Genomic DNA, 14256 nt, shown 5'->3' with positions numbered 1-14256 from the left:
TGGTGAAAAACACCGCGAAGATTCCCGGAATTGTCGGATGATCAGGCATGTGTCTCAGCGCACACTGGATCTCTGCGTGCTTTCTTGACGTGCTTAGACGGATTCCCTCGACGGACGGACATGCGATATGCCGGATTCGGTACTCCAGAACTACATCGACGGCCAATTTGTCGATTCTTTGTCCCTCCAATCCTCCGAGCCCATCGACCTGATCAGCCCAGTCGACGAATCGTTGGTGGGCCGCGCCCCGGTGTCCAATGCCGAGGACGTGAATGCGGCGGTGGCAGCCGCCGAACGTGCCTTCACCTCCTGGGGCAGATCCACACCGAGCTTCCGGCAGCAGGCGCTACTCAAACTCGCCGACGCCATTGAGGCGCATATCGACGAGATCGTCGAGGCCCAGTGCCGCAACACCGGGCAACCGAAAGCGGTCATAGCCGCCGAAGAGGTGACCGTGAGCGCCGATCAGCTCCGGTTCTTCGCCGGTGCGGCCCGGCTCGTCGAGGGCAAATCGGCCGGCGAGTACATGGAGGGATTCACCTCCTACGTTCGGCGCGAGCCCATTGGCGTCGTCGGGCAGGTGACCCCGTGGAACTACCCGTTCATGATGGCGATCTGGAAGATCGGCCCCGCGCTGGCGGCCGGGAACACCATCGTCCTCAAGCCCAGCGACACCACCCCGGAAAGCACACTGGTGCTGGCCCGCTTGACGAAGGGCATCCTGCCCGACGGCGTCTTCAACGTCGTACTGGGCACCGCGGCCACCGGCTCCGAATTGGTCAGCCACCCTGCCGTTGGCCTGGTGTCGATCACGGGGTCGGTGCGGGCCGGCATCGCCGTCGCCGCCTCGGCGGCCGAGCAGCTCAAGCGCAGCCACCTCGAACTCGGCGGTAAGGCACCGGTTGTGGTGTTCGATGACGTCGATATCGACAAGGCGGCCACCGGGATTGCACAAGCCGCCTTCTTCAATGCCGGCCAGGACTGCACGGCCGCCACCCGGGTGATCGTGCACCAGTCGATCCACGACGACTTCGTCAGCGCCCTCAACTCGGCGGCGCAGACGTTGCGGCCGGGCCCGCCCGACGATCCCGACAGCTTCTACGGGCCCATGAACAACATCAACCACTTCACCGCGGTCACCAAGAAACTCGACAATCTACCCGCGCACGCGACGATCGTGACCGGCGGAAAGCGCTGGGGTGACAAGGGATATTTCATCGAACCCACCATCGTCACCGGTGTGCGGCAAGACGATCCGATAGTCCAGGAAGAGACCTTCGGCCCGATCTTGACGGTCCAATCCTTCGACGATGCGGACGAGGCCGTCCGCATGGCCAATGGAGTGCGTTACGCATTGGCTTCCAGCGTGTGGACCAAGGACCACGAGACCGCCGAAAAGTTCACTCGCGAACTTGATTTCGGTTGCGTGTGGGTCAATTGTCATATTCCGCTGGTTGCCGAGATGCCACACGGTGGATTCAAATATTCCGGGTACGGCAAGGACCTGTCGGCCTACGGTGTGGAGGACTACACCCGGATCAAGCATGTGATGAGCGCACACTAGACATGGCAGCCGACACGTTCCATCCCCTCGATCCCCTGACCGCGGATGAATTCACCGCGACCGCCAAGCTTCTGGCACAGACACACGGCGTCGGGCACGACTGGCGGTACACCTCCATCGAGCTATCCGAACCCTCGAAGGCCGAGGTCGCCGCATTCGACGACAACGGCACACGGCCCGACCGTCGGGCACTCGCCACGTGTCTGGACACTCAAGGGAATGCCACCTACAAGGCCGTCGTCTCGCTGACCGCCGGTGAAGTGCTGTCCTGGAATCACATTCCCGGAGTGCAACCCAACTTCACGGTCGACGAGTGGGAGGAGGCCGACGCGGTCCTGCGGCGCCATCCTGAGGTCATCGCCGCTCTGGCCAAGCGCGGCATCACCAACATGGATCTGGTGTTCATGGACACCTGGACCTACGGCGACGCTGTCATGCCCGAGAAATACAAGGACAGACGCCTCGGGTGGTCGGACACCTGGGTGCGTTCCACTGAAGGCGCCAATCCGTACGCGGGTCCGGTCAACGGATTCCACTGCATCATCGACATGAACAGCATGGAGCTGCTGGAGATCGAGGACACGTTCACCGTCCCCCGGCCCGAGATGATGGGCGAATACGTACCCCGGCATGTGCCGGAACGCCTGCGCCGGCAGAGCACCCGGGAGTCGCTGCAACCACTGCACATCACCCAGCCCGACGGCACCTCCTTCACCATCGAAGGCAACAAACTCGAGTGGCAGAACTGGTCATTGCGGGTCGGCTTCAACTATCGCGAGGGCATGACACTGCATGCGGTGACGTACAACGACAACGGCCGGGTACGGTCGGTGGCCAACCGCATGTCCTTCGCCGAAATGATGGTGCCCTATCGAGACCACTGCGAAGATCACTACCGAAGAACAGCTTTCGATATCGGTGAGTGGGGCATCGGCTTCATGACGACCTCGCTGGAACTTGGTTGCGACTGCCTCGGCGAGATTCGCTACCTCGATGCCGTGCTGCACAACAGCAAGGGCGAGCCGTACACCATCAAGAACGCGATCTGCATTCACGAAGAGGACAATGCGGTCCTGTGGAAGCACGTCGACCACGACCACGGCGCCGAAGTGCGCCGGATGCGTCGCCTCACGGTGTCCTTCCACGTCACCGTCGCCAATTACGAGTACCTCACGTACTGGCGGTTCTATCAGGACGGAAACATCGAATGCGAGGTTCGCGCAACCGGAATCATGGTGGTGAGTAACTTCGCCGAGGGCACCGCGCACCCGCACGGAACACTCGTCGACGACCGGACCTATGCGCCCTACCATCAACATTTCCTTGTCGCGAGACTAGACCTGGACGTCGACGGCACCGAGAACACCGTGTACGCCACAGAAACCGAGATCGAGCCCATGGGACCCCGCAATCCGTACGGGCTGTCGCTGCGGCAGCGCAACACCCCATTGCGCACCGAATCGGAAGGCAAGCAGGACTTCTGCTGGCAGACTCAGCGCGCTTGGAAGGTCGTCAACGACAACACCCGCAACGGCATCGGCACCGCCCCCGCTTACAAGTTGGTACCCGGTGCGGCCATCCCTGCCATGTTCGACCCGTCCTCACCGGTGCTGGCACGCTGCCGCGCCATCGAGCACACCCTCTGGGTTACCCCTAACTCGTCCGAAGAACGTTGGCCTGCAGGAGAATTCGTAACGCAGAGCAAGGACGACCACGGTCTGCCCGCCTGGACTGCGGGCAACCGTTCCATCGAGAACACCGATGTCGTGCTCTGGTACGTGTTCGGCATTCACCACATCACCCGCCCCGAGGACTGGCCGATCATGCCCGTCGACACCGTGAACTTCTGGCTCAAACCGGTCGGGTTCTTCGACCGTAACCCCGCACTCGACGTCGCACCCACCCCGCCGAAGAGCTGTCACACATCCGGACACCAGGAGGCCTAGCCGTGAGTACCGCCGCCAAGAGGATTGCCGTTGCATACCTGGCCACTCCGGGCGGCGATGACGCTCTAGCGGTGGGAGCACAGATCGCGCGCTCTCTGGGCGCGCACCTGGATCTGTGCATGGTGCTCCCCCAGGACCGCCCCATCCTGTCGCCGCTTCCCCAGCAGGAACGCCAGGACATACTGTCCGAGAATGCCACTCACTGGCTGAAACATGCCGAGGCCACCATTCCCGACGACCTCACGGTCCAGACACATATCAGCTTCCACGAGTCGATCGCCGAGGGACTCATCGCCCAGTGCGAGGCCCTGGGGGTCGAGGCGGTCGTCGTGGGTGGCTCCGGCGGTGGCCTGGTCGGCAGCCTATCGCTGGGATCGGTGGTCAACGAGCTCGTGCACTCGTCGCCGATACCTCTGGTGATCTCGCCACGTGGTGCGCGCTATCAGAAGAACCTCCGCGTCCGCGAGGTCACCTGCGCCATGGGCACTCGGCCGGGCGCACGTGTGCTGCTGAACACAGCCTTGCGCGCTAGCCAGCGCGCCGGTACGCCACTGCGCCTGGTCTCGCTGGTGTCGTTCGACCCGATTCCCGGGGGTGATGACGATCAGTCGGCGCGTGAACGCGCCACCATTCACGCTCAACAGTCCCTCGAAACCGCGAAATTGGTTTTGCCTCCGGATTTCCCGGTCACGTCGATGGTTGCCGAGGGGCCTACTATTGAGGCTGCCGTGAACAAGCTCGATTGGCACGAGGGCGACATCATCATGGTCGGTTCCAGCCGCCTGGCGCAGCCACGACGGCTCTTCCTCGGCTCGACGGCCGCGAAGATGCTCCGCGTACTGCAGGTCCCCATGGTCGTGATCCCCAAAGAAGATCGTGCGGAAGGCGCCGACCATGACTGAGGACATCGCGCACGCCGAGCTGGAGCTTGCCGAGCGGTCCGAGGGACTTGTCTCAAAGGGCTTGGCGGCCGGCCGTATCGGCACCTTCACCGGCGCCATCCTCGGTATTTCCACGGTGGCACCGGGGTACACGCTCACGGCCAGCATCGGGCTGATTGTGGCCGCGGTCGGCCTCAAGATGCCGGCGATCCTGATCGCGGGTTTCATCCCCATGTTCCTTACCGCGTATGCCTACCGCGAGCTCAATTCACGCGCACCCGACTGCGGCGCCTCCTTCACCTGGTCCACCAAGGCATTCGGCCCGTACATCGGCTGGATGTGCGGCTGGGGCATGGTAATCGCCACCATCATCGTCTTGTCCAACCTGGCATCCATCGGTGTGCAGTACGGCTATCAGTTTCTCGGTGCCATCTTCCACAATCAGACACTCGGTGAGCTCGCCAACAACAAGGCCGTCAACATCATCTCGACCGTCGCGCTGCTGGCCATCGCCACCTACATCTCCAGCCGGGGCATCACCACGAGCGAAAAGGTGCAGTACGTACTCGTCGGGTTCCAGATGATCGTGCTGGTGATCTTCGCCGTCGTCGCCATCACGAAGGCACCCGGCGCGGCCGGGCATCTCGCCTTCGATCTGGACTGGTTCAACCCACTGACGGGATTGACCCTGAGCGCCTTTGTCATTGGGCTCGTCGGCTCGATCTTCGCGTTCTGGGGTTGGGATACCTGTCTAACACTGGGCGAGGAATGCAAAGACCCGACAAAGGTGCCCGGCCGTGCCGGCCTGCTGTGCGTGCTGTCGATCTTGCTGACCTACCTGCTGGTGGCCGTCGCGGTCATGATGTTCGCCGGTGTCGGCGAGACCGATCTGGGCTTGGCCAATGAGGAGAACAAGGACAATGTCTTTGGTGCCCTTGCCAACCCGGTACTGGGCAGCTGGTTCGGCCCACTGCTGCTATTGGCGATATTCGCCTCCGCGGTGGCGAGCCTGCAGACCACCTCCCTGCCCGCGGCCCGCACCATGCTCGCCATGGGTACCTACGGCGCCTTTCCGAAACGGTTCGCCAGCGTCAGCCCACGATTCCTCACGCCGACCTTCAGCACCGTCGTGGCCGGCGCGGTTACCGCCGCCTTTTACACCGTTGTCAGCCTGCTGTCCGATCGCACCCTGCTGGACACCATTGCCGCACTTGGCATCATGATCTGCTGGTACTACGGCATCACTGCCTTTGCCTGCGTGTGGTACTTCCGCGCGGAGCTGTTCCAGAATGCCCACAACGTGGTGTACAAGTTCCTCTTTCCGCTCCTGGGCGGGCTCATGCTGGCCGCGGTGTTCGTCATCTCCGTGCGCGAGAGCATGGACCCGGAGAAGACCGGCAGCGGCGCCTCGATCGGCGGCATCGGCCTGGTGTTCTATCTGGGCTTCGGCATTCTGGCGTTCGGGGCGGTGCTCATGGCGATCATGCGAGTCAAGAGCCCGGACTTCTTCCTGGGACGCACCCTGACTCGCGACACCGCTCCGCTGATGGACTAGGCGGTCATGCGCTCCATAACGGCGCGTCCATGGGTCTTTGCTGGACAAACCGTCCATTCCCAGAAACACACCTCAGCGGCAGACTGAGATCGCCGGATCGACGACAGGAAGCACCATGACCGACATCACCTACCGCCTCGCCCAGAAGCGCAATATCGTGACGCCCCTGCCCGGGCCGCGTTCCAGCGCCCTGGCCGAGCGCCGCCGCGCCGCGGTATCCGCCGGGGTCGGCTCCACCGCGCCGGTCTACGCGGTCGATGCCGATGGCGGCGTGATCGTCGACGCCGACGGCAACTCCTTCATCGACCTCGGATCGGGTATCGCGGTCACCACCGTCGGCGCCTCGCATCCCGCCGTTGCCGAGGCCATCGCCGACCAGGCAGCCCATTTCACCCATACCTGTTTCATGGTGACGCCCTACGAGGGGTACGTGCGGGTCGCCGAGCTCCTCAACGCCCTGACTCCGGGCGATCACGAGAAGCGCACCGCATTGTTCAACTCCGGCGCCGAAGCCGTGGAGAACGCCATCAAGGTGGCGCGGCTGGCTACCGGCCGCCCGGCGGTCGTCGCCTTCGAGAACGCCTATCACGGCCGCACCAACCTGACGATGGCGCTGACCGCGAAGTCGATGCCCTACAAGTCGCAGTTCGGGCCCTTCGCGCCCGAGGTGTACCGGATGCCGGCCTCCTACCCGCTCCGTGACGAGCCGGGTCTGTCCGGCGAGGAAGCGGCACGGCGAGCGATCTCCCGCATCGAAACCCAGATCGGTGCGCAATCGCTGGCGGCGATCATCATCGAGCCCATCCAGGGCGAGGGCGGATTCATCGTGCCCGCACCCGGATTCCTGTCCACACTGACGGCCTGGGCGCGGGACAACGGCGTCGTCTTCATCGCCGACGAAGTGCAGACCGGATTCGCGCGCACGGGTGCCTGGTTCGCGTCCGAACACGATGGCATCGTCCCCGACATCGTCACCATGGCCAAGGGCATCGCCGGAGGTATGCCGCTGTCCGCCGTCACCGGGCGCGCAGATCTGATGGACGCGGTGTACACCGGCGGCCTGGGAGGAACCTATGGCGGCAACCCGGTGACCTGTGCGGCCGCCATCGCGGCATTGGGCGTCATGCGTGAGCTCGACCTGCCGGCCCGGGCCCGGGCCATCGAGACGTCGGTGCTGTCTCGCCTGCAAGCAGTGGCGCGCACCGTCGACATCATCGGCGACGTACGTGGCCGCGGCGCCATGCTGGCCATCGAGATCGTCACACCCGGCACTCTCGAACCCGATGCTGCGCTCACCAAAGCCATTGCCGCCGAGGCGCTCTCCCAGGGCGTGCTGATCCTCACCTGCGGAACCTTCGGCAATGTGATCCGCTTGCTACCCCCGTTGGTGATCGGGGACGATCTCTTGAACGAGGGCATCACCGTCCTCACCGACATCATCCGCGAGAAGGCGAGCCGCTAGTGACCGATCACTCAGCCCTGATCGATGCCATTCCCACCGATCTATGGATAGGCGGCAAGCAGGTCCCGTCCTCGACCGGCGCGCGGTTCCCCGTGCACAACCCGGCCACGGGTGCCGTGCTGACCACCGTGGCCGACGCCTCGGCAGCCGACGGTGCCACCGCGCTCGACGAGGCCGTGGCCGTGCAGCGGTCCTGGGCGGCGACCGCACCCCGTGAGCGGGCCGAAATCCTGCGTCGGGCCTGGGAATTGGTGATAGAGCGGCGTGATGATTTCGCGCTGGCGATGACCTTGGAAATGGGCAAGCCGCTAGCGGAAAGCCAGGGCGAGGTCGCCTACGGCGGGGAGTTTCTGCGCTGGTTCTCAGAGGAAGCCGTGCGCATCAACGGCCGATACACCTCGTCGCCGACGGGCACCGGGCGGATCCTGGTGACCAAGCAGCCCATCGGTCCGGCACTGGCCATCACGCCCTGGAACTTCCCACTGGCCATGGGTACCCGAAAGATCGGCCCGGCATTCGCCGCCGGATGCACCATGATCGTCAAACCCGCCGCCGAGACACCACTCACCATGCTGCTGCTGGGCCAGGTATTCGCCGATGCGGGACTGCCCCCCGGCGTGCTGTCGATCCTTCCCACCACGAGCGCCTCGGGCCTGACCGGTCCGCTGATCGAAGATTCGAGGCTGCGCAAGCTGACCTTCACCGGCTCCACCGGCGTCGGGAAGGTCCTGCTGTCGCAGTGCGCCACCAGGGTGCTGCGCTCCTCGATGGAGCTGGGTGGAAACGCACCCTTTGTGGTGTTCGACGATGCCGACGTCGACGCCGCAGTCGATGGCGCGATGGCGGCGAAGATGCGCAATATCGGTGAGGCATGCACCGCGGCCAACCGCTTTCACGTCGACAACGCGGTGCGCACCGAGTTCACCGAGAAGCTCACCACCCGCATGGGTGCGCTCACCATCGGTCCCGGCGACGAAAGCGACGTGCAGGTGGGGCCGCTCATCACCGCCAAACAGCGCGCCTCGGTCGACGAGTTGGTGCAGGACGCCGTCAGCAAGGGGGCCGTCATCACCACGGGAGGTGCCATTGCCGACGGCGAGGGCTACTTCTACCCGCCGACCGTGCTCACCGATGTGCCTTCGAACGCAAGAATTCTCCGCGAAGAGGTATTCGGCCCGGTGGCCGCGATCACCGGGTTCGACGGCGAGCAGGCGGGAATAGCGGCCGCCAACGACACCGAGTACGGGCTTGCCGCGTACGTGTACACCACCAACCTGGATCGCGCGCTGCGCGTTTCGGAGTCCGTCGAGTCGGGGATGATCGGCGTCAACCGCGGCGTGATATCCGATGTGGCCGCGCCGTTCGGCGGGATCAAGGAATCGGGCATCGGACGGGAAGCCGGCAGCGAGGGCATCGAGGAATACCTCGAAACGAAATACATCGCGCTGCCCTAGCTCAGGCGGCGAACGATTCCAGTCGCCGAGGCTCCTCGACACCCGAGTAGTGACTGGCGTCGCCGGTGAGGACCTGACTGCGCCTGCCGTAGATGTCGACCGGCACATCCCCGGCCAGCGTGACGCGATGTAACTCGCGTTGTTGCTCCCCGAAGTCGGCGATTCCGTAATGCTGGGTGGCGCGGTTGTCCCAGATGGCCACGTCACCCGGTCGCCAGTTCCATCGGAAGGTGTTCTCCAGCTTCGTGATACGCGACTGCAGCAGCTGAAAGAGTGCCGCGAACTCGGCGCCGGGCAGGTCTTGGAAACTCTTGACAAACTGCCCGAGCAGCAGGCTGCGCTCACCGGTCTCCGGGTGCACCCGGACCACGGGATGCAATGTTTCGTACAGAGAGCTGGTGAACTCGCTGTAGTACGCGGCGCGGCGCTCGGCGCTCACTCCGCCCGACGTACCGGCGCCCACGTAGTCGTACAGGTTTGTGTGCGTGGCCCACAGGTCGTCGGCAAGCGCGCGCAACGGTGTCGGCAGCTGGTCGTACGCGGCGACCGTCGACGCCCAGGTGGTGGCGCCACCGTAGGACGGCAACGTCACCGGGCGCAGCACCGATGCCTTCGGGATGCGATCGACGAAGGTGACATCGGTGTGCCAGCCGTTGGCCGCCCCCTCGAGGTTCAGCAGCTCGGTGCCGTGCGAGGTCACCGTGGGGTGCGGCAGTGTCGGCTCCCCGAGCAGACGAGCGAACGCATACTGTCCCGCGTCGTCCAGCTGGTGCTGCCCGGTGAACACCAGCACCTTGTTGACCGCCAGCGCGAGGCGGATTGCCTCGGCCCGTTCGGCCGGCACAGCGGCCCCGAGCTCCACGCCCTCGACCCGGGCACCGATGTGTTCGCCGAGCTTTTCGACGGTGATTCCGGCGTCACGATAGATACGTCGTGTTTGGTCGTCACTCATTCCCGCATCACAACAACCGTGACGCCGTATGCCCAGGGATAGAGCCAAGTCGATTCGAAAGGGCCGCCGCCGGCGACGGCAGATATGGTCGAACGGTGATCGCGTACGACGAGGAACTGCGGGACCGGATTCGCGAACACCTGGCAGGTCACGAACGCAGGACTGTCGATGACCCGGCGAAACGCCGCGCCGCGGTGGCCGTGGTGCTGGTCGACTCGGATCTGGGTGAAGACCGCATCGACCCAGCACCTGTGGACGAGTGGATCGGCGGCCGGGACATACCCGGGCAGGGGCTGGACGGCAGGATGGTCGACGTCTCGGGCGGCGCGGCATTCCTGTTGTGTCGCAGAGCCTCCCGGCTCAGCTCCCATGCCGCACAATGGGCGCTGCCCGGCGGACGATTGGATCCTGGCGAGGATGCGGTGCAGGCCGCGCTGCGTGAGCTGGACGAAGAACTTGGCGTCGCATTGCCCGATTCGACGGTGCTGGGCCTGCTCGACGACTATCCGACACGGTCGGGATACGTGATCACCCCGGTGGTGGTGTGGGGTGGCGGGCGTCTGGAGATGCGTCCCTCGCCCGACGAAGTGCTGGCCGCGTACCGGGTGGGGTTGCACCAGTTGCAACGTGAGGATTCACCGCGCTACGTCACGATTCCCGAGAGCCCGCGCCCGGTGGTGCAGATCCCGCTGGGCAACGACCTCATCCACGCCCCGACCGGGGCCGTCTTGCTGCAGGTGCGATGGCTCTGCCTGGAGGGCCGCGATGACCGCGTCAATGAGCTGGAGCAGCCGGTCTTCGCCTGGAAGTGAGAATCAGGACACGCCGGCGCGCGCTAACAACGTCGGCGTCCCATAGGGCGCGTCCTGCTCCGCCACCCAGCCCGGGTCTAGATACACCGAGTTGGATGCGATCACATTGCCGTCGCGCAGGATCTCGCCGAGGTAGTTGCCGCCCTGGTCGCTGAATATGCTCACCTGCGCCTCACGAGCTGTCATCGATATGTCATGTGTCCAGGGCACGAAGGGGTCGAGCCAGGTGTACTTGACCGCCTTCTCTCCCTTACCTGTGCGGTAGGAGATGACCACTTGGCGGTTGCTTCCCGGATCCTGCGCGGTCACGCGGTAGGTCATGTGCACTCCGGGGTCCGCCTGCGCTACCGCGGCGGATGGCGATCCAAGCACGGCGCTCGACGCCAGAGCCACCAGCAACGCGAGAATTCTTCTCATGCGCTGGGATGCTAGCTGGCCCTAGCGTTCCTGTGGCGAGTGTCGACGAACTTTGCGCTCCGGTACGCCATTGGGCCCGGTGGTGGACAGCGCATAGGTGCCGACCGCAAAGGCCACCGCCGAGCCGTTAATCCCCAGCGCCTGCTTGCCGACGTTTGCGAGGTTGTCCTTGGGGCCGTGGTAATTGGGGTCGAACGGCTGGCCCGCGCGCCCCTGCCACATCTTGGCTTCCGGGCCGCTCATTCTGTCCAGTGCGCCCGAGCTGATGCCGCCGACCGGGATACCGGCGGCCAGAAACGGCCCGTAATCGGATCTGCCGTTGAACTCCTCGGCCGCCGGCCGCTTGCCGGCCAGGTTGAGGTATCCCGCGAAGGTTCGTTCGATTCCCGCGGATCCCTCCGGTACGTCCAGGGGCGGCCGATTCGGATCCGGCTTGGCGGCCGACTGGTCACCGTCCAGCACGAAGTACCCGGCATTCGGCGAGCCGAGCATGTCGAAGTTCAGGTACAGCGCAATATCGTTGAGCTCCTCGGCGTTGCGGCCCTTGGCATACTCGATCGACCCGGCAAGGCCGTCTTCCTCGGCAGCCCAGAACGCGAACCTCACGGCGTTGTTGATCACCGGCTTGGGCCCCAGTTGCAGCGCGGTCTCCAAGACCGCGGCCACGCCGGTTCCATTGTCGTTGATCCCCGGGCCCTTGGCCACGCTGTCCAAGTGCGCTCCGGCGAGCACCACATTTGCCGGATCACCTGTTGCGGTCTGGGCAATAATGCTGCGTGAGCGCACTTTCGCGATGCTCATATCCAGTACCAGAGTTATCGGCGACGAGTTGCGGCGCAGCAGGGTGTCGACCCCGGAGTCGATGATTCCGACCGGAATGGACAGCTGCTCATAGTAATTGGGAGTGAACAGCCCCTCACCGGCGCCCGTCTGCATCGTCACCAGCACCGCCGCCGCGCCCTTCTCCTTGGCGACATTGTGCTTGTCGACAACCGAGCATCCGGCACCGTCGACCACCGCGATCTGACCGTCGAGCTTGAGAGTGCCGTAATCCGCCGCGGCACAACCACCGGCCTTACCCGAAGGACGGATGATGTTGGCCTTGAGCCCGCCCTTGGGGGTCTGGGCGAAATAGGAGGCCTGATCCACCGCATAGGGCCGGCCGCCGATGTCGACGAGCGGCTTGCCCTCCGTGATCACCTTGAGCCTGGACAGCTCCGGCGCCTGAACCTCGAACCCGCGATCCTTCAATACCTTTGTCACGTAGTCCGCACTGGCGTCGTAGCCCGGCGTGCCCTCGGCACGGTTCCCACCGTTGGCGTCGGCGGCCTGCTGCAGCTGTTGCAGGTGCGCCACCATGGCGTCCACGGTGACCGTGCGCGCCAGATCCGCCGCCAAGTTGGGGCTGGGCGATACGGCGGTGGCACCCGGTTCGGCCGGGGGCGCACAGCAGCTCGCCACGGCCGCAATCGCGAGCAGGGCACAGCCGCGCGCTAGCCCCCGGGCGCGAAATAACGCCATCAAAAAGACCTCAATGAAACCTCTTGGAACCCCAGTGGACTTGTGCGAATCGAGCAATCGCACACGCTACCGCACCAACGTTGGTTCCCAAGGCCTTTCGGGGCGTTGCAACAAAGCTGTTACCGCTGATCCGGCGGGCAGGGGCACCTCCCGCTTGCGGGGAGAGCGACGCGACCCGGGGTTGTATCAGTCCTTCAGCTTGTGACGGGTGCGGTCCTCGTGAACGGGCACCCCATTGCGTCCGTCGATGCTCTGCGCATACAGGCCAATGGTGTAGGCGACTCCGCCTGCGTTGATCTTGAGCGCGTCCTTGTTCACGTTGGCCAGGGTGTCGCCCGCCTGGTGGTAGTTCGGATCGAAGGGCTGGTCCGCCTTGCCGCCCCAGTCCCGCGCCTCCTCGGACGTCATCTTGTCCTCGGCACCGGAGAAGATGCCACCGGTGGGAATGCCTGCCCTGCTAAACCCGTCATAGTCCGAACGGCCGTCGTATCCGGTGTCGTGAGCCTTCTTGCCCTGCTCGGCGAGGTAGGCGACTTCCGTCCGCTCGATGCCTGCCGCACCCTCGGGGATCCGCACCGGAACCTCATTCGGGTCGGGTTCCTCGGACTGATCGCCATCATAGGTCAGGTACGCAGCGTTCGGTGACCCGAGCATGTCGTAATTCAGGTACAGGGCAATATCTTTCAGCGCATCCACGTCAAGGGATTTGACGTAGTCGGTAGAGCCGATCAGCCCTTCCTCCTCCGCACCCCAGAATGCGAACCGCACCGCGTTCTTCACGTCCGGGCTCGGCCCCAGCTGCAGCGCGGTCTCAAGAACTGCCGCGGTACCGGTGCCGTTGTCATTGATACCCGGCCCCTCGGGAACGCTGTCGAGGTGAGCTCCGGCCATCACCACATCCGTGGTGGCACCCGTCTTGGTCTGCGCGATCACATTGCGCGCCTTGACGTCCTTGGTCTCCGCATCGACCTTGAGAACAACCTGGTCGGGATGCGCCCGCAGATCCGCTCCCGCCGACTTGGTGACACCCACCACCGGGATCTTCGGACTGGCGTCCTCACCGAGGGTGCCGCCCGCGGTGCTCTCGTCGACGTTGTCCGCAACGATCAGGCCCACCGCGCCGCGCCCGGCGGCAGCCTTCTCCTTCTCGGAGAACGGGCACGACCCACGGTCGACCAGAACCACCGCACCCTTGATGTCGAGTCCGTCGTAATCCTCGGCGGTGCAACCCGGCGATTCTTCCGCACGAGCGGCAACCAATCGTCCCTGCACCTGACCCCCCGGCGAGTACGACAGCACCGCGGCGTCAACCTTCTTGGGTCCGACCGTCAGCTCAAGAGATTTGGCCTGAAAGTACTTGAAGCTGAACTCGGGCGTCTGTACGTCGAATCCCTTGTCTTTCAGAGCTTTTACCACGTAATCGACGCTTTGATCGAAGCCGGGAGTACCCGCCGCCCGAGTGTTCTTGTTCTTGTCGGCAATCTCTTGCAGAGCCGACAGATGCTTCACGACATTGTCGATGGTCACCTTCTCGTGCAGGGAGTGCGCGAAGCCGACCGCCTCCTGGGCTCCGGCCTGCGGCGCCGAGCGCGGTGCCTCGCCGCCCTCTCGATCGCATGCCGTCACAGTCGCCAGTGCGCAGACCGCGGATACCGCGACCGCATATACAACCCGCTTGGTCCCCATCGTTCT

General features: G+C 64.5%; 11 protein-coding genes. 7 read left to right on the top strand and 4 right to left on the bottom strand.

Annotation, left to right across the window (positions count from 1 at the left end):
• Positions 1-127 precede the first annotated feature (127 nt).
• From AC5Y5C_RS03560 to AC5Y5C_RS03535, 6 genes are all read left to right on the top strand, one after another.
• Positions 128-1564 carry an aminobutyraldehyde dehydrogenase gene (locus tag AC5Y5C_RS03560; RefSeq protein WP_499969029.1) on the top strand — a complete coding sequence of 479 codons (1437 nt, stop codon included), beginning with the start codon at positions 128-130 and terminating at the stop codon, positions 1562-1564.
• Between the two features lie 2 nt (positions 1565-1566).
• Positions 1567-3510, top strand: a complete 1944-nt coding sequence (locus tag AC5Y5C_RS03555) for a primary-amine oxidase (RefSeq protein ID WP_499969027.1) — start codon at positions 1567-1569, stop codon at positions 3508-3510.
• A 2-nt stretch (positions 3511-3512) separates the two neighbouring features.
• On the top strand, positions 3513-4412 hold the full coding sequence (locus AC5Y5C_RS03550) for a universal stress protein (RefSeq protein ID WP_499969025.1): 900 nt from the start codon (positions 3513-3515) through the stop codon (positions 4410-4412).
• Positions 4405-5946, top strand: a complete 1542-nt coding sequence (locus AC5Y5C_RS03545; RefSeq protein WP_499969023.1) for an APC family permease — start codon at positions 4405-4407, stop codon at positions 5944-5946. Before AC5Y5C_RS03550 ends, AC5Y5C_RS03545 begins: the two co-directional genes overlap by 8 nt.
• A gap of 115 nt (positions 5947-6061) precedes the next feature.
• Positions 6062-7408 (top strand): 4-aminobutyrate--2-oxoglutarate transaminase, encoded by a 1347-nt coding sequence (gene gabT / locus AC5Y5C_RS03540; RefSeq protein WP_499969021.1) that lies wholly within the window; start codon positions 6062-6064, stop codon positions 7406-7408.
• A complete protein-coding gene (locus tag AC5Y5C_RS03535) occupies positions 7408-8862 on the top strand; it encodes an NAD-dependent succinate-semialdehyde dehydrogenase (RefSeq protein WP_499969020.1) in 1455 nt (484 codons plus the stop codon). The genes gabT and AC5Y5C_RS03535 overlap by 1 nt, the downstream gene beginning before the upstream one ends.
• A 1-nt stretch (position 8863) precedes the next feature.
• On the opposite strand, the gene AC5Y5C_RS03530 is transcribed toward AC5Y5C_RS03535, so the two are convergent.
• Positions 8864-9814 (bottom strand): TauD/TfdA dioxygenase family protein, encoded by a 951-nt coding sequence (locus AC5Y5C_RS03530; protein WP_499969019.1) that lies wholly within the window; start codon positions 9812-9814, stop codon positions 8864-8866.
• A 95-nt stretch (positions 9815-9909) separates the two neighbouring features.
• On the opposite strand from AC5Y5C_RS03530, the gene AC5Y5C_RS03525 reads away from it, so the two are divergent.
• Positions 9910-10626, top strand: a complete 717-nt coding sequence (locus AC5Y5C_RS03525) for an NUDIX hydrolase (protein WP_499969018.1) — start codon at positions 9910-9912, stop codon at positions 10624-10626.
• A 3-nt stretch (positions 10627-10629) separates the two neighbouring features.
• Here AC5Y5C_RS03525 and AC5Y5C_RS03520 read toward each other — a convergent pair whose 3' ends face one another.
• The 3 genes from AC5Y5C_RS03520 to AC5Y5C_RS03510 all read right to left on the bottom strand — a co-directional run bounded on the left by AC5Y5C_RS03520 (position 10630) and on the right by AC5Y5C_RS03510 (position 14250).
• Positions 10630-11025: a hypothetical protein gene (locus AC5Y5C_RS03520; protein ID WP_499969349.1), complete on the bottom strand. Its 396-nt coding sequence runs from the start codon at positions 11023-11025 to the stop codon at positions 10630-10632.
• A gap of 39 nt (positions 11026-11064) precedes the next feature.
• Positions 11065-12564 (bottom strand): M28 family metallopeptidase, encoded by a 1500-nt coding sequence (locus AC5Y5C_RS03515; RefSeq protein WP_499969016.1) that lies wholly within the window; start codon positions 12562-12564, stop codon positions 11065-11067.
• 186 nt (positions 12565-12750) lie between these two features.
• On the bottom strand, positions 12751-14250 hold the full coding sequence (locus AC5Y5C_RS03510) for a M28 family peptidase (protein WP_499969014.1): 1500 nt from the start codon (positions 14248-14250) through the stop codon (positions 12751-12753).
• Between the last annotated feature and the right edge of the window lie 6 nt (positions 14251-14256).

It is taken from the genome of Mycobacterium sp. NGS15, assembly GCF_059813245.1.
This window is presented reverse-complemented; position numbering and strand designations above follow the sequence as displayed.

What these genes read in the sequence shown, in the direction of transcription:
- AC5Y5C_RS03545 (WP_499969023.1), top strand. Translation starts at nt 4,405, where the DNA reads ATGACTGAGGACATCGCGCACGCCGAGCTGGAGCTTGCCGAGCGGTCC.
- AC5Y5C_RS03530 (WP_499969019.1), bottom strand. Translation starts at nt 9,814, where the DNA reads ATGAGTGACGACCAAACACGACGTATCTATCGTGACGCCGGAATCACC.
- AC5Y5C_RS03560 (WP_499969029.1), top strand. Translation starts at nt 128, where the DNA reads ATGCCGGATTCGGTACTCCAGAACTACATCGACGGCCAATTTGTCGAT.
- AC5Y5C_RS03515 (WP_499969016.1), bottom strand. Translation starts at nt 12,564, where the DNA reads ATGGCGTTATTTCGCGCCCGGGGGCTAGCGCGCGGCTGTGCCCTGCTC.
- AC5Y5C_RS03510 (WP_499969014.1), bottom strand. Translation starts at nt 14,250, where the DNA reads ATGGGGACCAAGCGGGTTGTATATGCGGTCGCGGTATCCGCGGTCTGC.
- gabT (WP_499969021.1), top strand. Translation starts at nt 6,062, where the DNA reads ATGACCGACATCACCTACCGCCTCGCCCAGAAGCGCAATATCGTGACG.
- AC5Y5C_RS03555 (WP_499969027.1), top strand. Translation starts at nt 1,567, where the DNA reads ATGGCAGCCGACACGTTCCATCCCCTCGATCCCCTGACCGCGGATGAA.